The sequence below is a fragment of the Streptomyces sp. NPDC038135 genome, assembly GCF_055601245.1.
This window is the reverse complement of sequence record NZ_JBVJXS010000006.1, coordinates 498,792-520,670: the sequence shown is the minus strand read 5'-3', so window position 1 is coordinate 520,670 and position 21,879 is coordinate 498,792. Positions and strand designations below refer to the sequence as shown.

Genomic DNA, 21,879 nt, shown 5'->3' with positions numbered 1-21,879 from the left:
AAGTGAAGGACACGAAGAATTCGGGGCCGGTCCGCCCGGGCGGACCGGCCTCCCCGTGCCGTCGGCGGCTCCGCGGCCGGCCGGGGGCTCAGCCGACCTCGACGGTCTCGTGTCCGTCCGCCCGCTCCTGGGAGCTCTCCTTCGGCCCGAAGGGCCATGCCCGCTCCCGCCGGGCCCAGATCAGGAAGGCGACGCAGCCGAGGGCCAGCCAGGCCAGGGACCACTCGATCGGGTGGCGGCCCGGGGAGTTCTCGTCCGCGTAGCCGTAGATCACGCACCAGCCGGTGAAGGCCACGGCGGCGGGCAGCGGGTAGAGCCACATCCGGTAGGGACGGCGCAGGGCGGGCCGGCTTCTGCGCAGCACGACGAGGGCCACGATCTGCGCCAGCGCCTGGACGATCACCATGACCGTGGTGAGCAGCTGGATCAGGGTCGCGAGGTCGGTGTGCCGGCCGATCAGGAAGCCGACCGCGGTGATCACGCCCATGGTCGCGAGCCCCAGCACCGGGAACCGGTGGCGGGCGTGCAGTTTCTCGTACGGCCGGAAGAACACCCGGTCCCTGGCCGCGTCGTACGGCACCCGGGAGCCGCCCAGCAGGCCGGTGAAGACCGAGGCGAAGGCCGTGATCAGGATCAGCACGGTGACGGTGTCGGCGGCTCCCCTGCCCCAGGTCCGCTCCAGCACGGCGGAGGCCACCGAGGTGGAGGCGATGTCGTGCGGGTCGGTCATGCGGTGCCAGTCGACGACGCCGAGGGTGCCGATCTGGAGCAGCAGGTAGATCGCCATGATGCCGAGGATCGACAGGACGATGGAGCGCGGCAGGGTCCGGCCGGGGTCCTTGATCTCGGCGCCCATGTAGGCGGTGGTGTTGTAGCCGAGGTAGTCGTAGATGCCGATGGTCAGACCCGCGGCGAAGCCCGGCCAGAAGCGGTCCGAGGTGACGTCGAGGGCGTGCGCCGGATGGGTGAAGGCCAGGTGCGGGCTGAAGTCGGTGGCCGCGGCGACGATCACCAGGAGCACCGAGGCGATCATCACGGTCCACATCACGGCGGTGATGCGGGCGATGTGCTCGATGCCGCGCCAGAGCAGGAGCACGACCAGGGCGATCACGCCGAGGCCGACGAGGTCGCCCGAGGTCCGGCCGAGGCCGGGGGCGAGGTAGCCCAGGTACTGGACGAAGCCGACCACGCCGGTGGACATGATCAGTGGGACGAACAGCATCGCGGTCCACACGAACAGGAACGGCATCAGACGGCCGGTGCGGTGCCGGAACGCGTGGCGCAGGTAGACGTAACTGCCGCCGGAACCGGGCATGGCGGCGCCCAGCTCGGCCCAGACCAGCCCGTCGCACAGCGCGAGCACGGCGCCCGCGACGAAGCCGACGACGGCCTGGGGGCCGCCGAACGCGCTCACCATCAGCGGGATGGTCACGAACGGGCCGATGCCGCACATCTGGCTCATGTTGATGGCCGTGGCCTGGAAGGGACCGACACGGCGGACGAAGCCGCCCGCGGGTGGCGGACTACCGGACATGGGGGACTCCTGACGCGACGGGCGCGCGGACCGGCGCGCGGCGGCGGTTCGCCCGGCCGGGCCGGCCGGCGGATGAAGTTGTGCCGCCCCACGACGCCGGACGGGCGACAGCCGAGCGGTTCGTGCCGCTGGTCGGGGCGGGCGGGGCCTACGGTCGACGACGCGGCCCGCGCCGCGCGACAGCTCGAGCCAGGTTAGTAAAGTTTCCTGACTTTGCCGGGCTCCTGACGACACAAGGCTGGAGATCGCCGTGTTCGCTCGACCCGCCCCCGGACGCCGGCCGGCCACGGCAGCCGCGCTCCTGAGCCTGCTCGCCGCGCTGTCCACCAGCGCCCGGGCCGCGACGGAGGACAGGGGCCCGGCGCACCGCGGACGGCCGGCCGCCGTGACCCGCGTGCCCTCCGCGGCCGGCTCCGCCACCCCGCTCGCCGGGTTCGCCGTCCAGTCGACGGCGAAGGTGGGCGACCCGGCGGCGGCCGTCTCGTCCCCCGGCTACCGGACCACGGGCTGGCATCCGGCCGGCCCCCGGTCGACGGTCCTGGCCGCCCTGCTCGCCGACGGCGTGTATCCCGACCCCTTCCACTCCACCAACCTGTCGAAGATCCCGCGGAAGGACTTCGACGTCCCCTGGTGGTACCGGTCCGACTTCACCGTCGAGGACACCGCCCGCCGCACCCACCTGGACTTCAGCGGGGTCGTGTCGGCCGCCGACGTCTACGTCAACGGCCACGCGGTGGCCGGGGCGGCGGACGTGACCGGCGCCTACACCCGGCACGAGCTGGACATCACCCCGCTGGTGCGGCCCGGGGCCAACACGGTCGCGTTCCGGATCCGGCCCAACAACCCGGACGCCGACCTCACCATGGGCTGGCTCGACTGGCTGCAGCCGCCGCCCGACCGGAACATGGGCATCGTCCGCGACGTCCTGGTGCGCCGGGGCGGCCCGGTGGCGCTGCGCGACGCGCACGTGGTGACGAGGCTGGAGGTGCCGTCCCTCGCCACCGCCGACCTGACCGTGAAGGCCCAGGCCCGCAACGACTCCGACGAGGCGGTCACCGCCCAGGTGACCGGGCGGGTCGCCGGGACGGCCTTCACCCGGGACGTGGCACTCGCCCCGCACGAGACGAAGACCGTCGCCTTCTCCCCCGCCGACGTCCCCGGTCTGCGCCTCGCGTCCCCGCGCGTGTGGTGGCCGGCCGGCTTGGGTGAGCAGCCCCTGTACGACCTGGACCTCACCGCGTCGGTCGCCGGCACGGCCTCGGACACCGCCCACGAGACCTTCGGCGTCCGTGACGTGCAGGCCCCCCTCGACGCCGACGGCGCCCGCCAGTACCGGATCAACGGCCGCAAGCTGCTGATCAAGGGCGGTGGCTGGTCCCCGGACGAGTTCCTGCGCTGGGACCCCGGCTACGCGGCGGACCGGCTCGAGTACGCCCGCGACCTCGGGCTCAACACCCTCCGGCTGGAGGGCCACATCGAGCCGGACGAGTTCTTCGACCTCGCCGACCGCTACGGCCTGCTCGCGCTGCCCGGCTGGGAGTGCTGCGACAAGTGGGAGGGGAACGTCAACGAGGACGGCTCCGGCGAGAAGTGGACCGACGCGGACCACCGGGTCGCCAAGGCCTCCATGGCCGCCGAGGCCGCACGGCTGCGCGGCCACCCGAGCGTGATCTCCTTCCTGATCGGCAGCGACGCGGCCCCCGACGCGACGATCGAGCGGAACTACCTGGACGCCCTGAAGGCCGCCGACTGGTCCGTCCCGGTGATCCCGGCCGCCTCCGAGAAGTCCTCGCCGCAGCTCGGCCGCTCGGGGATGAAGATGACCGGGCCGTACGACTGGGTCCCGCCCGGCTACTGGTACGCCAAGCGCGAGGGCGGAGCCACCGGCTTCAACTCCGAGACCAGCGCGGGCCCGGACATCCCGACCCTCGACACCCTGCGCCGGATGATGACGCCGGCCGAACTCGAAACCCTCTGGAAGGACCCGGGCGCCCGGCAGTACCACCGCTCACCGTCGTCCGTCTTCGGCACCCTGAAGATCTACGACGCCGCCCTCACCGGCCGCTACGGCGCCCCGAAGGACCTGACCGACTACGTCCGCAAGGCGCAGCTCGCCCAGTACGAGAACGTCCGCGCCCAGTACGAGGCCTACGCGCGCAACGCCACCGACGCGGACAAGCCCGCCACCGGGGTGATCTACTGGATGTTCAACAGCGGCTGGACGTCCCTGCACTGGCAGCTGACGGACCGTTACCTGGACCAGGGCGGCGCCTACTTCGGCGCGAAGAAGGCGAACGAGCCGCTGCACGTCCAGTACTCCTACGACGACCGCTCGGTCGTCGTCGTGAACGGCAGGCACGAGCCGGCGGGCCGGCTCACCGCACGGGCCACCCTGTTCGACCCCGACGGCACGCAGCGCTACGACAGGTCCGTCGCCGGCGTGTCGGTGGACGGCGACGGCGCGCGCCGCACCGCCCTCACCCTGCCCGCGTCGGTGAGCGGCCTGCCCGCCACGTACCTGCTGCGGCTGACGCTGACCGACGAGGACGGGCGGGAGGTGAGCCGCAACGTCTACTGGCTCTCCACCGCACCGGACACGCTCGACTGGGCGCACACCGACTGGTACTACACCCCGACCAGCCGCTACGCCGACCTCAAGGGGCTCGCCTCGATGGCCCAGGCCCCGGTGGAGGCGACGGCGGCGACACGGTCGTCCGGGGACATGTCCACGACGACGGTGACGCTGCGGCACGCCGGGAGCGGGAAGACGCCGTCCCTGTTCACGGACGTGCATCTGGTCGACGACCGGGGCCGGCCGGTGCTCCCGGTGCGCTGGTCGGACAACGAGGCCGGTCTCTGGCCGGGCGAGTCGGTGACGCTGACCGCCACCTACCGGACCGCCGATCTGCACGGCTCGGCCCCGCACGTGCGGGTGTCCGGCTGGAACACCCCGGAGCGGACCCTCCTGGCCGGCTGACCCGGTCCCGACACGGCGCCGGGTCAGGGATCGGCCAGCAGCGGGCCGAGCGGACCCAGGTCGAGGTTGAGGTCGGCCCGGCTCAGACCGTGCTGGGCGCACAGCTCGTCCATCCGCCGGTCGAGCAGCATCAGCGCGGTCCCCAGGCGGTCCTCCTGCTCGGCGCTCAGCGTCCCCTCGTCGAAACGGCGCACCGCCTGGCGTTCCATGAGCTGGCGCAGCAGCTCCACCACGGCCAGGACCAGCGCGGCCAGGTCGTTCGCCACCGCCTCGGGGTCCAGGTCCAGGGCGCGGGCGCGTGGCGCGGTCACAGCGGCCCGCTGTCCGGCCAGGGCGCCGGCACCCGGTCGCTGACCGACGCGAGGAGGGCGTGCAGCGAGATCCGGACCAGTGGCACGTCCGCGACCGCGAGGACCAGGTCGCCACTGATCACGACCCCGGTCGCCAGCACACGGTCCAGCAGGTCGACCAGGGGCACCCCGATCGGCGCGTACGGTTCGGGCGCCTCCCAGGGCACGGGGGCGGGTTCGCGGTTCGCGGTCGCGGTCATGGGCGGCCCTCGTGCCGAGGGGCGGCCCCTTCGGGGTCCGCCGTGCCGTCCCACTCCTGGTCGAGCCGTGCGAAGGAGTACGGGATCCAGGGCCCCGACGCGGTGATCTCGATCCCCGTGCCGATCCAGCCGGCGGTGAGCCGGGCCAGGGCCCCGGCGAACTCCTCGCGTCCCGCGTCGTCCACGAGATAGGCGGCGTTCAGCAGCTGCGGGGTGCTGCGGCCGGTCAGCTGCTCGCTCTGCGGCCGGTGCCGGGTCGCGGCGACGGCGTGCCGCCGCAGCTCCCGGTCTGCCTCGTGGGCCGCGGCCAGGGCTCGCTCCTGCGCCTCGGACCGGGTCCGCCGTCGGGCGCTGACCCGGCTGAGGTAGGCGCGGCCGCCGGCCGGGGCCTCCTCGGCGGCGGAGCCCGCCGCACCGGAGGCGGACGCCTCGGCGGCGTGCACCTTGACCGCCCACTCCGTGCGGCCGCGCAGCCGGTCGAGCAGCGCGCACAGCTCCGCCTCCCGATCGGACACGGCGCGGACCGCGTTGAGGTCACCGAGGTACAGGGTCGCCATCGGCAGGGGCACCACGGGGCCCGGCCGGGCGGCCGCCGCCACGCCCCGGTGATGGGCGCGGGCGCAGCGCTCCAGTTCCTCCGGACGGTTCAGCCGCTCCCCCAGCGAGGCGGCGTCGAAGGAGGCGGCGGGCACGTCCTGGGCCACCAGCCAGAGGGGCCCGGCGGCCACCAGGCGCAGGGGTCCGCCCTCGTCGTAGCCGTGGGCCGCGGTCAGGACGTCGGCGGGCGGCGGGGTGCGGGTCACGGCGAACACGCAGGTGAGGGTGGTGGGCGTGCTCTGCCGGCCGGCGGGGACGGCGGCCGGCGCCGCAGGACGGTTCACCGCGGCTCCTCCCCGGAGGTGCCGAGCGCCCCGGCCCCGGCGCCCTCCAGGGCGTCGAGTCGCGCGCGCAGCCGCTCGTTCTCCTCGGCCAGCACGTCGTGGGCGGCCCGCGAGGACAGCGCCGGATCGGTCTCCCACCAGTCGATGCCCGCCCGCCGGGCGGTGTCGACCGAGGCGATGAACAGCCGCAGCCGGATGGTGAGCAGCTCGATGTCGAGGAGGTCGATCTTGATGTCGCCGGCGATCACGATGCCCTTGTCGAGGATCCGTTCGAGCAGATCCGCGAGGTTGGTGGTCGCGGGCACGCAGTCCGGCGGCGCCGGGTCGGAGTGCCAGGCGGAGACGTCGGTCACGAAGAGCTCCAGGGATGTGGGCGGTGCCGGGTGACTTGGGTCAGTAGGGACGGTCGCGCCGGTGCGCTGCCGCGGAGCCTCCGCGGCGCGGTTCGGCCGGCGGCCGGCCGGCGACGCGCCGTCGCGCGCCGGTGCCGCCCCTCGGGGAGTTCGCGGGGCCCGGCTCTCGGCCCATGGGGCGCGCCGGATCCTCCAGGAGGGCGAGCAGCCGCTCCTCCTCCTTCTCGAAGGCCGCCTCGTCGACGACGCCGTCGTCCAGATCCCGGTTGAGCTGGGCCAGCCGTGCCTGCACCGCCCGCGGGTCGTGGGTCTGGCGCCGGGCTTCGTGCAGCAGGTGGTCGGCGATCCACGCCGTGCCGCGCACGGGGGCCAGGGGCAGCAGCAGGAGTCCGCTCACGATGCCCATCGCCTCACCGCCCGGCCGGCGCGGGGCGCGTCTCGACGAAGCTGTAGCACGGCAGGGGGCCGGTCACGCTCAGCGCCAGCCGGTCCCCGAAGCCGCGCGCCTGTTCGGCCACCGCCTGCCGGAACCCCTCCTCGTCGGCGGAGCGCAGCAGGAAGGAGGCGCTCAGCACCAGCTCGTCGTCGAGCTGTCCCTGGGCCGTCCGCACCGCCAGCGGCGCCAGCCGGGCCAGGACCTCGTGCGCCGCGCGCCGCGCCTCGCGCCGGACGCCGCGGGCGAGGGCCTCGCCCAGCCGCACGTTGGCCTCGTAGTCGGGTCTGCGCCGCGTCCGGCGGGCCAGGTCACGCAGCTTCTCGTCGCGGCGCACCAGGTCGGCGAAGAAGCCGGAGACGACCGAGCCCTTGACGTTCATCTCCACACAGCCCCGCACCGCGTCGAGCTGTGCCGACAGATGGCCCCGGTCGGCGCGCAGTTGCGCCCGCAGGGTGGCGGGATCGGGGCTGACGACCGCGAACCGCATGGGCAGGACGGGTCCCTGGGCGATGAGTTCGCCGAGCACCGCCTGGTGCGCCGTCAGGTCGCGGCGGCGCGCCCGGACGTGTTCGGGCGGGTCGGAGACCGCGGCGCACAGACCGGCCTCGGTGAGCAGCCGTACCGGTGCCCCGCCCACGCCCGGCGTCCGCGGGACCCGCACGCCGGCGTGCGCGATGCCGTACACGTAGAGCGTGCTCCGGATGGTGGCGGTGTCCGTCACGTTCAGTCCTCTCTGGCGGGGCGGCGGGAGCGCGGCCGGGGCCGCTCGTCGTCCTCGTCGCGGCGGCGGGCCGTACCACCGCGGCTCCCCTCCGGCGGCCGGCGCACCGGCCGCTTGCGTTCCGGCTCGCGGGCGGCGCGGGCCCTGCGGGGCTCCTCCTCCCACTCCTCGGGCTCCTCCGGCTCCTCCGGCTCCTCGGACTCCTCCGGGGCGAGGAAGTCCCGCACCTTCGAGGTCAGCGAGCGGGCGGTGCGCCTGGCACCCGCCTTGGCCACGGTCCTGGCGGCCCCGCCGCCGAACAGCTCGGGCACGGTCTTGCTGCGCACGTCGTGCTCCAGGTCGAGGCGGTTGCAGGCCTCGGCGAAACGCAGATAGGTGTCCACGCTGGCGACGACGATCCGGGCGTCCACCTTGAGGATCTCGATCCCGACCAGGGAGACGCGCACGAAGACGTCGATCACCATGCCGCGGTCGAGGATGAGTTCGAGGACGTCGTAGAGGGTTCCGGCGCGGGGCGCGCAGACTATCTCGTCGTCGTAGGTGATCATGCGGCGGTCCTTCCGGAGGCGGGCCCGGCGGGCTGGTCACTGGTCCTGGGCGCCGCGCCGGTAGCGCGCGATCCGGCGGTACTGCAGGAGCTCGCCCGCCGGGTCCAGCTCGACCTCGTAGGTGGCGAGCAGACTGGTCGTGTCGGGGATGCGGGCCAGCTCCAGCACGTCGACGTTGACGAGCCAGCCGCCCTCCTCGCTGCGGCACACCGCGGAGACGCCCTCCAGGCGGTGGCGGATCAGCTCGGTCAGCTCGTCGGCGGCGATCCGCGCGGCCTCCTGGGCGCCGCGGCGTTCGCGCCTGCGCGCCGTGGTCGAGGCCGTGCCGCCACTGCGTCGCCCAGCGGGTTCTGTCATGCTGCCCACTGTGACCGCGTCGGCCCCAGGGCGCTTGCGGGGCTGGGCCATCCGGTAGACGGCGCGCTGGGCCCGGCACCAGGTGCCGGGCCCAGCGCGTGAGCCGGAGGCGTCAGCTCACGTTGAGCGCGGTGTCGTCGATGACGAACGACGTCTGCAGGGTGGAGCCCTCGGTGCCGGTGAACTTGAGCGTGACCGTCTGGCCCGCGTAGCCCGCGAGGCTGAAGCTGCGCTGGGCGTAGCCGTTCGCCGCGTTCAGGTTGGAGTACGTGGCGAGGGTGGAGAGCACCGTGCCGCCGCTGTTGAGGACCTGGGCCTTCAGGGTGTCGTAGGCCGTGGAGGTGGTGGTCTCGGCGGTGTCGATGTGGAGGTAGAAGCTCAGGACGGCGTTCGTGCACCCGGCGGGGATGGTCACCGTCTGCGCGACCGTGTCGGTGTGGGCGGAGCCGTAGCCGCTCAGCCATGCCTTGTAGGAGCCGGTGCGGGCGGGCTCGCCGGAGTCGTTGGTGATGACACCGCTGGAGCTGGTCCAGGAGGTGGCGCCGGACTCGAAGCCGTTGTTGCCGAGCAGCTGCGCGGCGGTGCAGGCGCCGGTGCCGCCACCGCCTCCCGTGGTGCCGGAACCGGCGAGCCAGGCCGTGGCGTTGAGCGCGAGGGCCGCGTCGGTGGCGCCGGTGTCGTTCCAGCCGTCGTACAGGGTGTTCCCGGACTGGCCGGTGCCGTCGTCGATGGGCGAGCTGTCACCCCAGAAGGCGACCCGCCCGCTGCCGAAGGTGCTGGTCAGGAAGAAGGCGCCGGTGTTGCCGGAGTAACCGGTGCGGTAGAGCAGGCCCTTGACGCTCGCGTTGTCGGCGGGCTTGAGGGTGGCCGTGGTGCCGCTGGCGATCAGGCTCTTGCTGACCGTGCCGAACGAGCCGTGCAGGACGGGGTCGGTGCTGTCGCTGATCGCCGAGGGGTAGTCGGAGCCGATGCTCAGCGAGTCGATGGAGAAGCCGAACGGGTCGGTGGAGTCGACGCTGTTGTTGGTCATCAGGTCGTTGAGGATCTCGACCGCGTCCTGACCGTCGTTGTTGCGGTCGGCGCCGGTGTGGTCGGAGATCATGAACAGGCCGCCGCCGTTCTTCACGAAGTTCATGATCGCCGTCTTCTCGGCGGTGGTGAACAGCGTGTTGGGCTCGGGCAGCACCAGGGTGTCGAAGTTCGACAGGTCGGTGGCGGACGAGCCGCCGTAGCTCAGACTGGAGCCGGACGGGAGGGTCTTCAGGCTGTAGCCGCCGGCCTTCTGCAGGGACACGCCCCAGGAGGACAGGGCTCCGGTCCAGTCGGTCTCCGCGGACGGGGTGGAGTCCTGGCCCAGCGGGTCGGGCTGGCTGGTGGAGATGATCCAGTCCGCGTTGCCCGCCGTCTCGGCGTGGGCGTTGTCGAACAGGATGCGGTGCGTGGTGGCCGCGTGTGCGGGGGCCGAAGCGACCCCGAACTGCAGTGCCGCGGCGCTGACGAGCAGTCCGAGTCCGGCGAGCGCGGTGGTGAGCGTGCGGGTGGATCTCCTCGATCCGAACATCCGGCGAACCTCCGTGGGAGTGGGGAGAGGCGGTGGGGGCGCCTGGTCTGCGCGCGTAGAGCACGCATGAGGGTTCTACACGCGTCGATCGCTTGAAAGGTACATGGCATAACAGTCGGGTGAACAGAAAGTCCCGGCAATGTCCGCGCCGGCGTGCATCGGGCGGCAGCGGGCAGACGGCACATCGGCGTAAGCGAGAACCGGAGGGTCGACATGGAGATATCGGGCATCGTCAGTGCCATCGTCATCGGCATCATCATCGGCGTGCTGGGCCGGCTCGTCGTACCGGGGCGTCAGCACATCGGCATCCTGTGGACCATCGTGGTCGGCATCGTGGCCGCGCTGGTGGGCTCGGCGATCGCCGCCGGGATCGGCGTCGCGGACACCAAGGGGCCCGACTGGATCGAGTGGCTGATCCAGATCGCCCTGGCGGCCGTGGGCGTGGCCGCGCTGGACCGGGCCCGGGCCCACCGCTGACCTCGCGGTCGGCCTGCGTACGGACGAGCGGTCAGACTCCGTACGGACGAGCGGTCAGCCTCCGTACAGGTAGGGCGTCGTGGTGCTGAGCGCGTGGAAGCCGACGCGTTCCAGGATCGGGCGGCTCATCGGTGAGGCGTCGACCTGGAGATAGCGGCAGCCGTGGGCGGCGGCGACGCGGGCCCGGTGGGCGACGAGGGCGCGGTAGACGCCCCGGCCCCGCCAGGCCTCGACGGTGCCGCCGCCCCACAGGCCCGCGAAGCGGGCGCCGGGCACCAGCTCCATGCGGGCGGAGCTGACCGGCTCGTCCCCGGCGAGCGCCACCACGGCGACGACCGTGTCCGGGTCGGCGGCCAGCCGGGCCAGCAGCCGGTGCCGCAGACGGCTGCCGTCGGTACCGAAGGCCGACTCGTGCACCCGCACGACGAGTTCGACGCCGGCCGCGTCGGTCGCCTGGACGATGCGGATCCCGTCGGGTGTTCCGGCGTCCAGGGCCAGTCGGCCGGTCTCGCCGATCAGCAGTGTCTCCTCGGGCTCGGCCCGGAACCCGGCCGCGGCGAGGCGGGCGCCGAGGTCCGCGGGCCGGTCGTGGGCGTAGAGCTTCCACTCGAAGTCGAGGCCGAGGCCGGTGAAGTGGGCGATCTGTTCGCCGATCACACGGTCCGCCGTCGCCTCGTCGAGGTCGGACCAGACAACCCCGTTCCAGCCGTGCGCGTCGCCGGTCTGGCGCACCACGGCGCCGGTCCGCTCGACCCGGGTCCCGGGCCCGTCGGGGCGGGCGCCCTCCCGCATCTCCCGGTCGTACAGGGCGAGCACCGCGGCGTGATCAAGATCCATGCCCCCACTCCAGCACCGGCCTCCCCTGCGGAGCAACGGGGTTTTCCGGTCGCCGGGAGCCGGCGGGGCCCGTAGCCTGCGACGCCGGGAACTGTCGGTGAGGAGGCCGGGGAGCATGGTGAAGGACAGTGAGCTGAGCCATCTACGCCGTTGCGTGGAACTCGCGCGCGAGGCGCTGGAGTCCGGGGACGAGCCGTTCGGCTCGGTGCTCGTCGCGGCGGACGGCACGGTGCTCGCCGAGGACCGCAACCGGGTGGCCGGCGGGGACCGCACACGGCATCCGGAGTTCGAACTGGCCCGCTGGTCGGCGGCCCACCTGACGCCGGCGGAACGGGCGGCCGCGACGGTCTGCACCTCGGGCGAGCACTGCCCCATGTGCGCGGCCGCGCACGCCTGGGTGGGGCTCGGCCGCATCGTGTACGTCGCCTCGTCCGAGCAGCTCGGCGCCTGGCTGACCGAACTGGGCGTACCCGCACCCCCGGTACGGCCGCTGCCGGTGCGTGAGGTCGCCCCCGGGGTGACCGTCGAGGGCCCGGTACCCGAACTGACCGAGGAGGTGCACGACCTCCACCGCCGCTTCCACGCCGGGCGAGGCTGAGCGGCGGGCGGGGTGCCGTGAGGGTCGGGGCTGAGCGGCGGGCGGGGTGCCGTGAGGGTCGGGGCTAAGCGGCGGGCGGGGTGCCGTGAGGGTCGGTGCTTGCTGAGCTGGCAGGGCGCGGCTTCAGCCCGAGCTGCGGCGTGCGGACGGGAGTGGATCGGCCGGGCGCGGCGCCGCGCGGTCTGGCGCGGGCGGCGCGCCGGGCGCCTGCTGCGCGGGACGACGATGCGCCGCTTGAGTACGGCTCGGCGTCAGCCAGGGCCGCCGGGGCCGGTACGCGGGACCTCGCCGAGGACGAGTGCCGAGTGACCCGGCGCCTGACCGACAGCGCCCTGGGCCGAGCCGGTGTGAGCCGGGCGGGCGGCGCTGAGCCACGTCGCGCGGGCCGGTGCGCCACTTGGTACGGCGCCGCGTCTGCCAGGGCCGCCCGGGCCGGGGCCGGTACGAGGAACTCAGCGAGGACGAGTGCCGAGTGACCCGGGCACCGAACCGACAGCGCCTTGCGCCGAACCGGTGCGAGCGACGCGGGCCGAGTCGATGACGCCGGGGTCCGCCCGGCTGGGGTGCCGGGGCTGGTGGGCGGGTGTGCTGTGGGTCAGCCGAGTTCGAGTGTGGTCACGCCGAACACGCGTTCCTTGGCGTGGGCGCGGACCGGGCCCGTGTACATGCGGGCCGTCTCGAACGAAGGACTGAAGCCGGCCCCCTCGACGAGGGCGATCGCGTCCGCGTTCGGCTCGGGGACGTCAACGGCGATCTCACGGCCGGCGGCGTCGGCGGTGAGGGCGGCGAACAGCGCCCGGGCGTCGTCCGCGCCGTCGGCGAAGAGGGGGCCGATGCGCAGGGTGTCGTGGCCGGGGCGGATCACCCCGTAGCCGGTGAGCCGCTCGCCGTCGTGGCGGACGAAGGCACGGTGGCCCGGGCCGGTGAGCCACTCGGCGAGGAAGCGGGGGCGCTCGGCGGGCGTGCACAGGGCGTCGTAGGCGGTGATGGCGGGGAGGTCGGCGGGGCTCGCGGGGCGGACGCCGGCGGACAATCCGGCGCCGGTGGCGACGCCGGTGAACCGCACGGTGCGGTGGGCGAGTTCGAAGCCGGACTGGCGGTAGTTGTCCTGCTGGGCGACGACTCCGTCGAGGCCCACGGTACGGTTCCCGGCGTGGGCCAGCGCGGTCTTCCAGGTCGTCAGGCCGTGACCCCGGCCGCGCAGGTCCGGGCGGACGAGATAGCAGCCGAGGAAGGCGTAGCCGGGGCCCTGGTTGACGACGGAGACGGCCGAGACGGGCTCCCCGTCGATCCGGCCGAGGAAGAAGCCGTCGGGGTCCTGGGCGAAGAAGGCGGGCCCGTCCGACAGCCCGGGGTTCCAGCCCTCGGCCGCCGCCCACCCGCTGATCACCGGCCAGTCGGCGAGCGTGGCCTGGGTGACGACGAGGTCCTGCGGGGCCGGTGCGGTCATCGGTGCGCTCCACTGTCCTGGGGTTCGGGGCTGCCGTGCGGCGCGGCGCTCGGCCGCGCACCGGGCATCCTTCCCGATCACCCCGGCCCCGCGCCATGCCGAGGGCCGGCGCCGCCGGGCCGGCAACCGCCTTTCGGCCAGCCGCCGTTGGGGCCCGGACAGCGGTGAGCCCCACCGGGCCGGCGTCCGGTGGGGCCTCGTTACCGATGGGTCAGCGCATGCGGCTCGGCCGGAAACGGCGGTACAGGACCGTTCCGGTGAGCAGCAGGGCCGCGCTGCCGGCGACCGCGGGCGCCGTCATGTCCGCGCCGGTGTGGGCCAGGGTGGCCACGGAGGGCTCCGGGGCGGCCTGCTGGGTGTGCGGGACCGGGTGGGACTTGACCGGCGTGGTGGTCTCCGGCTCCGGCGTGGTGGTCTCCGGCGTCTCCGAGGAGTGGTTGCTGGAGTGGTTGCCCACCGCCGGGTTGCCCACGCCCACCACGTTCACCGAGTTGCCGGTGACGTTCACCGGCACGTGCACGGGGAGCTCGATGGTGTTCCCGGAGATGACTCCCGGCGAGTCCTTGCTGCCGCCGTGCGCGTAGGCGCCGCCGTGGGACGAGGAGGAGCCGGCCTTGTGCGAGCCGCTCTTCTTGTCCCCGTGACCGCCGTTCTCGCAGGCGTTGCCCGCAGAGGGGTTGAGCAGCCCCACGACGTTCACGGTGTTGCCGCACACGTTCAGCGGAACGTGCACCGGAACCTGGATGGTGTTGCCGGAGATCACCCCGGGCGAGCCGGTCGCCGCACCGTCGGCGGAGGCCCCGTCGGCCGCGAACGCAGCGGACACCGGCATCGCCACGGCCATGGCGCCTGAGGCGGCGACGACAGCGAACACACCGTTTCGGGTAGCCCGTCTCATGGATTTCCCTGCTTTCTAGACATCGTCGCGGGCACTTGCCCACACCGGATAGAACGCAGCCGAACCATCGGGGTTATGGCGTATCAGTCTTTCACCCCATTGAGCGACATGGTCTTTCGAGTCGCACGTAAAGTTTCGAATGGCTACCGATCGTCATAGAAAGTGCGAAGAATAGATCATCGACAGTCGTGCCGCTCGCCCGGAGGCGGCCCTTCCGGACCCCGCTTATGGTGAGCGAGGGCGCCGCCCGGCCCCCCGTCGGGTGCTCCCACCGGGAGGCGAACGATGCTGGCCAAGCTGTCCACCCGGCCCGGTGTGCGCACGTGCGCGGGCGCCGGCGCGCTGACCCTGACGCTGCTCGGGTCCGGGCTGCCCATGGCGGCGGCCGAGGATTCGCGGCCCGGCCTGTCCCGCTTCTACGGGCAGAAGGTGGCGTGGGCGGCCTGCGACGGCGCGGACATGCCACGGGACCTGCAGTGCGGGAAGGTGACCGTCCCGCTCGACTACGCCCGCCCCGGCGCCGGCACGCTCGACGTGGCGCTGGCCCGCTACCGGGCCACGGGCCCGTCGCGGGGCTCGGTGCTGCTGAACTTCGGCGGCCCCGGCGGCTCCGGCGTCCATGAGCTGGCGGTGGGCGGCAAGCAGTTCATGGACCTGACCAAGGGCTACGACGTGGTCAGCTTCGATCCGCGCGGCGTCGGCCGGTCCTCCCCCGTGAGCTGCGGCGAGGGCGGCGAGCAGACCTCGGTGGCGACGGGGCAGAACCTCGACCTCACCCGGCCCCAGCCGCTGCTGGAGCGGCTGCGGCAGGCCGCCGAGCAGTGCGCCCGGAACTCCGGTCCGGTGCTGCGGCACATAGGCACCGTGGACGCCGCCCGCGACCTGGACGTCATACGCCAGGCCCTCGGCGACAAGAAGCTCAACTACCTGGGCTTCTCCTACGGAACGCGGCTCGGCGCGGTGTACGCGGCGCAGTTCCCGCACAGGGTCGGCCGGATGACCCTGGACGGAGTCGACACCCTCACCGAACCCCTGTCCGAACAGGGTGTCGCGGGCGCCGAGGGGCTGCAGACGGCGCTGGACGACTTCCTGGACTGGTGTACGACGGACATCGCCTGTCCGTTCGGGCGGGACCGGCGCATGGCCGGGAGCCAGGTGGTCCGTCTGGTGCGCTCGCTCGACGAGGACCCCGTGCCCACGGACTTCGGCGGCGCCTTCTCCGGCCAGGACCTGGCGGGCGCCATCGGTTCCGCCCTGTACAGCCAGGAGCTGTGGCCCACCCTGGAGCGCGCGCTCTCCTCGCTGGTCGACGACGGTGACACCCGGGGCGTGCTCAGCTTCTCCGCCGGCGCCTTCTGGCCGGGCGGCGGCTTCACCCCGCCGATGCGCCGGCCCGGACCGGCCGGGGACCGGGCGGTGGACAAGCGGGACGGCGGGCTCGTGGACTCCGGTGACATCCCGGCCGACAACCTGCCGGCCGCACTGCTGGCGATCAACTGCGCGGACGACCCCGACCGGCCCACCGGAGCCCAGGTCACCAAGGACCTGAAGAGCCTGCGCGCCGCCTACGACCAGGCCTCTCCCGTCTTCGGCCGGTTCAAGCTCACCCAGCTCCTCATGTGCTACGGCCGTCCCAGGGGAACGGACTTCGTCCGGGACCGGGTGAAGGACGTCGACACGGCCAGGATGCTGCTGGTCGGCACGCGCGGCGACCCCGCGACGCCGTACCGCTGGACCGAGGAGACGGCCCGTCGGCTCGGCACGGCGGCCGTCGTGCTGGACAACAGGGGCGACGGGCACACCGGCTACTCGTCGTCCAAGTGCGTGCACCGCAAGGTGGACGACTTCCTGCTGTACGGCTCCCTGCCGGCCGACGGCAGTTCCTGCCCGGCGGACCACAAGGGCTGGACCTCCACGTCCGGCACCGCCCGCTGACAGCCGGCATGGAGCGAACGGGTGACAGGGGCGTCCGCGGCGCAACCTCCCGGCCGCCCGGATCGTCACATCCGACGAGGCGCGCCCCGGCCCGCCGCACCCGTACCGACCATGACAGGGGGAACCCGCCATGCGCATCCGAGCCACCGTCGCCGTACCCGTCGTCTGCGCCGCCGTCGCGCTGCTGGGCGCCGCGCCGCAGAGCCAGGCGGCCGGCCGCCGGGCCGGGCCCGTCCGCTGTGCGGAACGGGTGCTGGCCGTACGGGCGAAGGCCGCGTCCGCCGATCCTTCCGTGCTGCGCGTGGCCGTGACCAACCGCGGGGGCCGCACCTGTGTCGTGGACCGGGTGCCCACGATCACCTTCGGCGACCTGGACGGGGCCGCGCTGCCGGTGCCCGAGGGCGGCCGCGGCGTCTACGCGCTCAAGGCGGGCAGGACGGCCTACGCGGGCGTGCGCACGATCGCCGACCTGGCGGACCCCGAGGCCCGCCGGACCGGCTCGGTCACGGTGGCCGCGTCCGCCTCGCAGTGGGGCCGCTCCTTCACCGCCGCCCGGCTGGGCACCGGGACCGAGGTGCTGGTGTGGGAGCCGGTGACGACGTGGTGGCAGCCGACGGCGGCGGCCGCGGACCGGGCCCTCGGTGTCGGCTGAGGCCCGGTCCGGGCGCGCGGGCGCGCCGGGGCGGCGCTACGGCCGCGGGGCCGCCTCGGGCTCCGCCCCCTCCCCGGGCCCCGGGGTCCTCGCGGGCCGCCCGGTCTCCTCGGTCCCGGGGGTCAGGAACCGGTCGAGGACCGCGGTGAGTTCGGCCGGCTTCTCCACGGGCAGTTCGTGGCCCGCGTCGATGATGCGGACCTCCGCGTCCGGGTAGGCCTTGGCCAGCCGCAGCATCTGCCGCACGGGAAGCTGGATGTCGTGGTAGCCGTGCACCATCAGGGTGGGGGTCCGGATCTCGCCGGCCCGGTCGAGGACGTCGAAGGCGCGCATGGCGCCGTACAGCGTCATGACGACCTCGCGCGGGGTCTGCGCGGACGCGCGGATGTACTCGCGGACCTCCTCGCGCGGATGGCCCGGCGCGAAGGCCCGCTGGATGTTGGCCGTGATGAACAGCTTGTACGGCGCCAGCGTGGAGGCCGCCATGAGCAGCCCGCGGCCGCGGCTGTAGGTCATCCGGCCGATGGAGTTGACCAGCACCATCCGTTCCACGCGTTCGGGGTGGGACAGCGCGATGGTCTGGGAGATCATGCCGCCCATGGAGTGGCCCACCAGCACGAACCGCTCCACCCCGAGGTGGTCGAGCAGCGCCAGGACGTCCGCGGCCAGCTCCGCGACCGTCCGCACGCCGGCGCCCGTGCTCTCCCCGTGCCCGCGCAGGTCCAGCCTGATCACCCGGCGGCCGGGCGAGAAGTGCGCCACCTGGTGGTCCCAGCGGTGCCGGTCGGCCGTCCAGCCGTGCACGAAGACGAGGGGCACCGCCGCGCCGTCGCGGGGGCCCTCGTCGTCGTACGTCAGTACGGCGCCGGCGACGTCGAGCTGCGGCATGGGGCCTCCTGGGGAGCGGGTCGGGACACGTCCGGTTACTGACGGGTACGGTAACCGGCGGCACCGCCCGCCGTCATCGGCCGGCGGGGGTGATTATCAGCGGTGTGCGCCCAGGAACTCCAGGACGTGCCCGAAGACGTCCAGCGCGGCGCCCCGGCCCAGGAACGGGTCGAGGTGGCCGTAACCGGGGATCTCGGTGTACGACACGTCCAGTTGCGGCTGCCGGCGGGACAGCACCTCGTGGCACAGCTTCTGGGAGTCCAGCCACAGCCCGTTCTCGCTGCCCGAGAGCAGCAGCACCGGGGTGTCGATGCGGGCGGCCGCGTCCAGCGCGTTGGGCGGCAGCGCCCGGTAGCGGTGGTCGGTGTCGTGCCAGCGGACGACGGTGCGGGCCAGCTCGATCCGGCGCAGATGGGGCAGGATCCACAGCGGGGCGGGACCGAGCAGTTCGGCGAGCCGGTCGTGGGTGACGGGGTCGAGGTTCTCGTGCACGAAGAGGGAGGCGCCGGTCCCCCAGGCCGAGTTGTGCAGGATCTGGCAGGTCGGGTCCGGACAGGCCGCCTTGCGGGAGGCGAGCGCGAACAGCGGGGTGTACTTCGACCACAGACCGACCTTGCGGATGTCGACCGGGATGTGGTCGATCCGGCTCTTCAGCAGCTCCCCGGCCACGGACATCCGCAGCGAGGTCCGCCCGGCCAGCTTGGGCGTGAGGAAGACGCCCTGCGACACCACCCCGGCCAGGCCCGGGACCAGGCCGGCCGCCATGCTCATCGACAGGGTGAGCGAGCCGATGCAGTGCGCGACCACGAACAGCGGCCGGTCGCCGATGCGTTCACGGACACGGGCGACGGCGTCGGGGATGTCGTACAGCGCCACGTCGTCGTACGTGTAGCGGCCCCCGGTCTCGTTGTACGGGAGCCTGCTGCTGCCCCGCCAGTCCAGCAGCCAGGGTTCGTAGCCGTCGTCGAGCAGGACGTCGACGAGGTTGCGGGTCTCGGGCAGCAGGAACATGTCGGCGGAGGCCGTGTGCCCGTGCAGCAGCAGCACGGCGGGGCGGCCCGGGTCGTCCGGGCCGATCCGGGTCAGGCCGAGCCGGACGCGGTCGCCGGCGTGGAACGGGACCTCCTCGACGAGGGCCGGGTCCAGGCGGTGGCGCAGCGGGCGCGGCGCCACGCCGGTGCGGACCTTGCGCAGCGCCGGGCGGGCCGCCTTGGCGGCGGTGGTCCTGAAGATCATCGGTTGTGCTCCGTGTGGGTCGGGGTCCGGCGCAGGTCGAGCAGGTCGGCGGCGGCCCGGGCGAACGGGGCGACCAGGCCGCGGCCCATCTCCAGGCCGAACCAGGCGAGCCAGGTGAGCTTCGCGGCCCGCTTCTCCTGGCCGGTCAGGCGCGGGTCGACGCGGATGCCGTCGATCTGGTCGCGGACGTAGGAGTCGGCGGGCACCACGACCTCGCCGAGCAGGCTCGCCGCCTCCCCCTCGCGGCCGATCTCCACGGTGAGCGCACGGGTCTGCCGCCACAGGTCCCGGCGGGCGCGCGCGTACTTGCGGCCCTCCAGCCACCACCGGCCGCCGTCCGCGTCCCGCAACCCGAGCCGGTAGCGCAGGAGTTGATGCCGCATGCCGTGCTGTTGCGGGATGCCCTCCTCGGGGCGCACCCACAGGTCGCCGCGCTCGACGGTGAGCGGTTCGGGGTGCAGGGCGGGGCAGGTAACCTGTCCGGTGACGTCCACCCGGCGCTCCTTCACCAGTTGGTACATGCTCGCGATGGACAGGGTGAGCGCCATCGAGCAGGGGGACGAGACGGCGGCGCCGACCGGGCCGACGGTGCCCTCGGTGGTCTCGGAGAACCAGAGGTAGGGCTGGTCGTCCTTGTGCGGCAGCCGGGCGAGGCCGTCGCCGGCGAGCTTCTCGAACGTCTTCAGCTGGGCCTGGGCGTCGTAGCGGGCGGCGGGGGCGAGACCCAGCGCGGCGACCAGGGCGTCGGTGCGCTCGGCCTCGGCGGCCGGGCCCTTCAGGGTGGCCTCGCACAGTTTCAGGGCGGTGGGGCTGCGCAGCACCCGGGAGAGGAAGCCGAGTTCGGGTACGGGCTCGGCCTCCAGACGGGCGAGGGTGAGGGTGCGCCACTCGTCCCAGTCCTGGACGCGCACGTGCATGCCGCCGAGGGCCATGTCCCGTACGACGTCGTCGAGGCTGTTGGGAACGCCGGTGAGGTTGTAGTCGAAGCCCCACGCGTCGGGTTCGCAGACGGCGGCGACGGCGACCCGGCTGACCCAGTCCACCGGGGCGGCGTTGAGGTGGCGGAACGCCGGCACGGTGCGGTAGCGGCCGAAGGCGGAGATGAGGCCGCTGCTGAGGTCCTGCGGGTTGTAGGCGCCGGTCTTCGTGTGACCGCCGATGCCGCCGGGGCGGAGCGCGGTGACGATGAGGCCGTGGTCGCGGGCCCGGCGCAGGGCGACCTCGGCGGCCCACTTCGACTGGTCGTAGCCGGAGACGAGCCGGTCGACGTGGGCGAGCGGGTCGTCCTCGCCCATCGAGGTGATGCCCACCTCGTTGAACACCGCGATCGACGAGATGTGGTGCAGCGGTTTGGGGCGTCCGGTCGCGGCGAGTTCGGCGAGGGTGAGCGCGCCGAGGACGTTGCTGCCGCGCAGCGACTGGTAGCCGCGCAGGAAGTCCACGGCGGCCGCGACGCCGACGACGCTGTCGATTTCGTGGGCGAGGGTGTGCCACAGCTCGTCGGTGAGGCCGAGGCGCGGGCGGCGGATGTCGCCGGGCAGCACGGTGATCCGGCGGCGGACCTCGGACGACCACGGCAGCCGGTAGCCGCGCAGTTGCTCGCCGAGCCGTTCGGTGGCCGCCGCCTCGTCGTCCGCGCGGACCAGGCAGTACACGTGGGCGTCGCTGTGCCGCAGCAGGTCCAGCAGCATGTGGCTGCCGAGGAAGCCGGTCGCACCGGTCAGCAGGACCCGGCGGGGCGGCACCGGCTCGGGCACGTCGGTGAACGGCAGCCGGTCGGCGAGGGCGAGGTCGGCGAGTATCTGCTCGAGGTCCTCCGGACGGGCACGGGAGTGCCGGTCGCCGTCGGCGCGGTGCGGGGTGCGGGCTGCCGGGAGGGGGACGGGGAGGTGGGTGGCCGTGCGGGCCGGCGCGGGGCCGTCGAGCGAGCGTGCGGTATGGGGGGCCTGGGCGGTGGCGTGGAGAGCGCCCGCCCGGGCGGAGACGGCGCCGGGGGCGGCGGCAGCGGGTCCGGCGGCGGGGGCGCGCGAGGCCTGTACGGCGCCGGAGGACGAGGCCTGTGCGGCGCCGGAGGACGAGGCCTGTGCGGCGCCGGAGGACGAGGCCTGTGCGGCGCCGGAGGACGAGGCCTGTGCGGCGCCGGAGGGCGGAGCCGATGCGGCGCCGGAGGACGAGGCCTGTACGGCGCCGGAGGACGAGGCCTGTGCGGCGCCGGAGGGCGGAGCCGATGCGGCGAGGCCGGCAACGGGGGCGTCGGGTCCGGCGACGGGCACGGCCGCGGAACCGGCGGCAGGGGGACGGGAGGCCTCTGCGGCGCCGGTGGTCGAACTCGGCGCCGCGAGGTGGGCGGTGGCGGCGTCGGATTCCGCGACGGGCGCGGCCGCGGGCCTGGTGACACCGGCGCGGGAAGCCTCCTCGGCGCCGGAAGCCGAGCCGGGCGCGGCGACCCCGGCAACGGGAGCGTCAGTGCCCGCGACGGATACGGTCGCGGACCCCGCGGCAGCGGCGCGGGCCTCCGCGACGCCGGAAGCCGAGCCCGGCGCGTCCGCGAGGGCGTCGGGGCCCGGGGCGGGGGCGGTCGAGGAACCGGTGGAGGTCCCTGCGGGGGTGGTGCTGAGGAGGGGGAGCCAGCGGCGGGCCAGGCTGCTGGGGCGGGCGTCGGCGAAGACCTCGTCGAGGTCGACCTCGATGCCCAGCTCGCCCTCGAGTTCGGCGATGAGTTCCACCGCGTCCACGCTGGTGCCGCCGGCGTCGAAGAAGTCGGCGTCGGGGTCCAGCCGGCCGGCGGGCAGATGACGGCCGGCCGCGGCGGCGACGGTGGCGGTCAGGCCGTCCAGGTCCGGCGCCGGGGCCGGCGCGGGTTCGGGCCCGGCGCCCGCCGCCCGCACCTTGGCCAGCAGGTCGGACACGCCGAGTCCGCCGCCGCCCCGCTCGATCGACTCGGCGATCGCCTCGTTCACGTCACGCATGAGAGCCCTTCGCGTTGTGCT

The 21,879-nt window shown here is 73.9% G+C and carries 20 protein-coding genes and 1 pseudogene; 5 read left to right on the top strand and 16 right to left on the bottom strand.

Features of this window, described 5'->3' with window-relative positions; all coding sequences use genetic code 11:
- Nucleotides 1–88: 88 nt before the first annotated feature.
- On the bottom strand, nucleotides 89–1,534 hold the full coding sequence (locus ACZ7JA_RS19975) for an APC family permease (RefSeq protein WP_470809507.1): 1,446 nt from the start codon (nucleotides 1,532–1,534) through the stop codon (nucleotides 89–91).
- Nucleotides 1,535–1,784: 250 nt separating this feature from the next.
- Here ACZ7JA_RS19975 and ACZ7JA_RS19970 point away from each other — a divergent pair, with 250 nt between their 5' ends.
- Complete coding sequence (locus ACZ7JA_RS19970) at nucleotides 1,785–4,511, top strand: glycoside hydrolase family 2 protein (protein ID WP_470809505.1); 2,727 nt, start codon at nucleotides 1,785–1,787, stop codon at nucleotides 4,509–4,511.
- 23 nt (nucleotides 4,512–4,534) lie between these two features.
- Here the strand turns inward: ACZ7JA_RS19970 and ACZ7JA_RS19965 are convergent, their stop codons facing one another.
- From ACZ7JA_RS19965 to ACZ7JA_RS19925, 9 genes and pseudogenes are all read right to left on the bottom strand, one after another.
- The gene (locus tag ACZ7JA_RS19965) at nucleotides 4,535–4,822 is read right to left on the bottom strand and encodes a gas vesicle protein K (RefSeq protein WP_351661062.1); all 288 of its coding nucleotides are present in this window, start codon (nucleotides 4,820–4,822) and stop codon (nucleotides 4,535–4,537) included.
- Nucleotides 4,819–5,061: a gas vesicle protein gene (locus ACZ7JA_RS19960; RefSeq protein ID WP_351661059.1), complete on the bottom strand. Its 243-nt coding sequence runs from the start codon at nucleotides 5,059–5,061 to the stop codon at nucleotides 4,819–4,821. The genes ACZ7JA_RS19965 and ACZ7JA_RS19960 overlap by 4 nt, the downstream gene beginning before the upstream one ends.
- Nucleotides 5,058–5,942: a GvpL/GvpF family gas vesicle protein gene (locus ACZ7JA_RS19955; protein WP_470809502.1), complete on the bottom strand. Its 885-nt coding sequence runs from the start codon at nucleotides 5,940–5,942 to the stop codon at nucleotides 5,058–5,060. The genes ACZ7JA_RS19960 and ACZ7JA_RS19955 overlap by 4 nt, the downstream gene beginning before the upstream one ends.
- On the bottom strand, nucleotides 5,939–6,295 hold the full coding sequence (locus tag ACZ7JA_RS19950) for a gas vesicle protein (protein ID WP_403679510.1): 357 nt from the start codon (nucleotides 6,293–6,295) through the stop codon (nucleotides 5,939–5,941). The genes ACZ7JA_RS19955 and ACZ7JA_RS19950 overlap by 4 nt, the downstream gene beginning before the upstream one ends.
- A 139-nt stretch (nucleotides 6,296–6,434) precedes the next feature.
- Nucleotides 6,435–6,701, bottom strand: a pseudogene (locus tag ACZ7JA_RS19945) (gas vesicle protein GvpG); the annotation flags it as partial.
- A gap of 4 nt (nucleotides 6,702–6,705) precedes the next feature.
- Nucleotides 6,706–7,452 carry a GvpL/GvpF family gas vesicle protein gene (locus ACZ7JA_RS19940; RefSeq protein WP_470809500.1) on the bottom strand — a complete coding sequence of 249 codons (747 nt, stop codon included), beginning with the start codon at nucleotides 7,450–7,452 and terminating at the stop codon, nucleotides 6,706–6,708.
- A 2-nt stretch (nucleotides 7,453–7,454) separates the two neighbouring features.
- A complete protein-coding gene (gene gvpJ / locus ACZ7JA_RS19935; RefSeq protein WP_351661049.1) occupies nucleotides 7,455–8,000 on the bottom strand; it encodes a gas vesicle protein GvpJ in 546 nt (181 codons plus the stop codon).
- A gap of 36 nt (nucleotides 8,001–8,036) precedes the next feature.
- Complete coding sequence (locus ACZ7JA_RS19930) at nucleotides 8,037–8,357, bottom strand: gas vesicle protein GvpO (RefSeq protein ID WP_351661046.1); 321 nt, start codon at nucleotides 8,355–8,357, stop codon at nucleotides 8,037–8,039.
- Nucleotides 8,358–8,469: 112 nt separating this feature from the next.
- The gene (locus ACZ7JA_RS19925) at nucleotides 8,470–9,918 is read right to left on the bottom strand and encodes a hydrolase (protein WP_470809497.1); all 1,449 of its coding nucleotides are present in this window, start codon (nucleotides 9,916–9,918) and stop codon (nucleotides 8,470–8,472) included.
- A gap of 213 nt (nucleotides 9,919–10,131) precedes the next feature.
- Between ACZ7JA_RS19925 and ACZ7JA_RS19920 the strand changes: the two genes are divergently transcribed.
- Nucleotides 10,132–10,395: a GlsB/YeaQ/YmgE family stress response membrane protein gene (locus ACZ7JA_RS19920; protein ID WP_351661041.1), complete on the top strand. Its 264-nt coding sequence runs from the start codon at nucleotides 10,132–10,134 to the stop codon at nucleotides 10,393–10,395.
- A 54-nt stretch (nucleotides 10,396–10,449) separates the two neighbouring features.
- Here ACZ7JA_RS19920 and ACZ7JA_RS19915 read toward each other — a convergent pair whose 3' ends face one another.
- On the bottom strand, nucleotides 10,450–11,232 hold the full coding sequence (locus ACZ7JA_RS19915) for a GNAT family N-acetyltransferase (protein ID WP_389452689.1): 783 nt from the start codon (nucleotides 11,230–11,232) through the stop codon (nucleotides 10,450–10,452).
- A gap of 115 nt (nucleotides 11,233–11,347) precedes the next feature.
- Here ACZ7JA_RS19915 and ACZ7JA_RS19910 point away from each other — a divergent pair, with 115 nt between their 5' ends.
- Nucleotides 11,348–11,830: a nucleoside deaminase gene (locus tag ACZ7JA_RS19910; RefSeq protein ID WP_351661035.1), complete on the top strand. Its 483-nt coding sequence runs from the start codon at nucleotides 11,348–11,350 to the stop codon at nucleotides 11,828–11,830.
- A 595-nt stretch (nucleotides 11,831–12,425) separates the two neighbouring features.
- Here ACZ7JA_RS19910 and ACZ7JA_RS19905 read toward each other — a convergent pair.
- Both ACZ7JA_RS19905 and ACZ7JA_RS19900 read right to left on the bottom strand, forming a co-directional pair.
- Nucleotides 12,426–13,280 (bottom strand): GNAT family N-acetyltransferase, encoded by an 855-nt coding sequence (locus ACZ7JA_RS19905; RefSeq protein ID WP_351661033.1) that lies wholly within the window; start codon nucleotides 13,278–13,280, stop codon nucleotides 12,426–12,428.
- 211 nt (nucleotides 13,281–13,491) lie between these two features.
- Entirely contained in the window at nucleotides 13,492–14,154 is a 663-nt protein-coding gene (locus ACZ7JA_RS19900) for a chaplin (RefSeq protein WP_351661030.1), read from the bottom strand.
- Nucleotides 14,155–14,463: 309 nt separating this feature from the next.
- Here ACZ7JA_RS19900 and ACZ7JA_RS19895 point away from each other — a divergent pair, with 309 nt between their 5' ends.
- The gene (locus tag ACZ7JA_RS19895; RefSeq protein ID WP_351661027.1) at nucleotides 14,464–16,113 is read left to right on the top strand and encodes an alpha/beta hydrolase; all 1,650 of its coding nucleotides are present in this window, start codon (nucleotides 14,464–14,466) and stop codon (nucleotides 16,111–16,113) included.
- 130 nt (nucleotides 16,114–16,243) lie between these two features.
- Complete coding sequence (locus tag ACZ7JA_RS19890; protein WP_470809493.1) at nucleotides 16,244–16,765, top strand: DUF4232 domain-containing protein; 522 nt, start codon at nucleotides 16,244–16,246, stop codon at nucleotides 16,763–16,765.
- A 36-nt stretch (nucleotides 16,766–16,801) separates the two neighbouring features.
- Here ACZ7JA_RS19890 and ACZ7JA_RS19885 read toward each other — a convergent pair whose 3' ends face one another.
- From ACZ7JA_RS19885 to ACZ7JA_RS19875, 3 genes are all read right to left on the bottom strand, one after another.
- The gene (locus tag ACZ7JA_RS19885) at nucleotides 16,802–17,653 is read right to left on the bottom strand and encodes an alpha/beta fold hydrolase (protein WP_351661021.1); all 852 of its coding nucleotides are present in this window, start codon (nucleotides 17,651–17,653) and stop codon (nucleotides 16,802–16,804) included.
- Between the two features lie 96 nt (nucleotides 17,654–17,749).
- Nucleotides 17,750–18,889 (bottom strand): alpha/beta hydrolase, encoded by a 1,140-nt coding sequence (locus ACZ7JA_RS19880; RefSeq protein WP_470809490.1) that lies wholly within the window; start codon nucleotides 18,887–18,889, stop codon nucleotides 17,750–17,752.
- Nucleotides 18,886–21,858, bottom strand: coding sequence for a thioester reductase domain-containing protein (locus ACZ7JA_RS19875; protein ID WP_470809488.1), 2,973 nt, complete (start codon nucleotides 21,856–21,858; stop codon nucleotides 18,886–18,888). The genes ACZ7JA_RS19880 and ACZ7JA_RS19875 overlap by 4 nt, the downstream gene beginning before the upstream one ends.
- Between the last annotated feature and the right edge of the window lie 21 nt (nucleotides 21,859–21,879).

Bases quoted from the DNA above. Each gene is read 5' to 3' on its own strand.
- ACZ7JA_RS19975 (WP_470809507.1), bottom strand. From the start codon at position 1,534: ATGTCCGGTAGTCCGCCACCCGCGGGCGGCTTCGTCCGCCGTGTCGGT.
- ACZ7JA_RS19960 (WP_351661059.1), bottom strand. From the start codon at position 5,061: ATGACCGCGACCGCGAACCGCGAACCCGCCCCCGTGCCCTGGGAGGCG.
- gvpJ (WP_351661049.1), bottom strand. From the start codon at position 8,000: ATGATCACCTACGACGACGAGATAGTCTGCGCGCCCCGCGCCGGAACC.
- ACZ7JA_RS19930 (WP_351661046.1), bottom strand. From the start codon at position 8,357: ATGACAGAACCCGCTGGGCGACGCAGTGGCGGCACGGCCTCGACCACG.
- ACZ7JA_RS19925 (WP_470809497.1), bottom strand. From the start codon at position 9,918: ATGTTCGGATCGAGGAGATCCACCCGCACGCTCACCACCGCGCTCGCC.
- ACZ7JA_RS19920 (WP_351661041.1), top strand. From the start codon at position 10,132: ATGGAGATATCGGGCATCGTCAGTGCCATCGTCATCGGCATCATCATC.
- ACZ7JA_RS19915 (WP_389452689.1), bottom strand. From the start codon at position 11,232: ATGGATCTTGATCACGCCGCGGTGCTCGCCCTGTACGACCGGGAGATG.
- ACZ7JA_RS19910 (WP_351661035.1), top strand. From the start codon at position 11,348: ATGGTGAAGGACAGTGAGCTGAGCCATCTACGCCGTTGCGTGGAACTC.
- ACZ7JA_RS19905 (WP_351661033.1), bottom strand. From the start codon at position 13,280: ATGACCGCACCGGCCCCGCAGGACCTCGTCGTCACCCAGGCCACGCTC.
- ACZ7JA_RS19895 (WP_351661027.1), top strand. From the start codon at position 14,464: ATGCTGGCCAAGCTGTCCACCCGGCCCGGTGTGCGCACGTGCGCGGGC.
- ACZ7JA_RS19890 (WP_470809493.1), top strand. From the start codon at position 16,244: ATGCGCATCCGAGCCACCGTCGCCGTACCCGTCGTCTGCGCCGCCGTC.
- ACZ7JA_RS19885 (WP_351661021.1), bottom strand. From the start codon at position 17,653: ATGCCGCAGCTCGACGTCGCCGGCGCCGTACTGACGTACGACGACGAG.
- ACZ7JA_RS19880 (WP_470809490.1), bottom strand. From the start codon at position 18,889: ATGATCTTCAGGACCACCGCCGCCAAGGCGGCCCGCCCGGCGCTGCGC.
- ACZ7JA_RS19875 (WP_470809488.1), bottom strand. From the start codon at position 21,858: ATGCGTGACGTGAACGAGGCGATCGCCGAGTCGATCGAGCGGGGCGGC.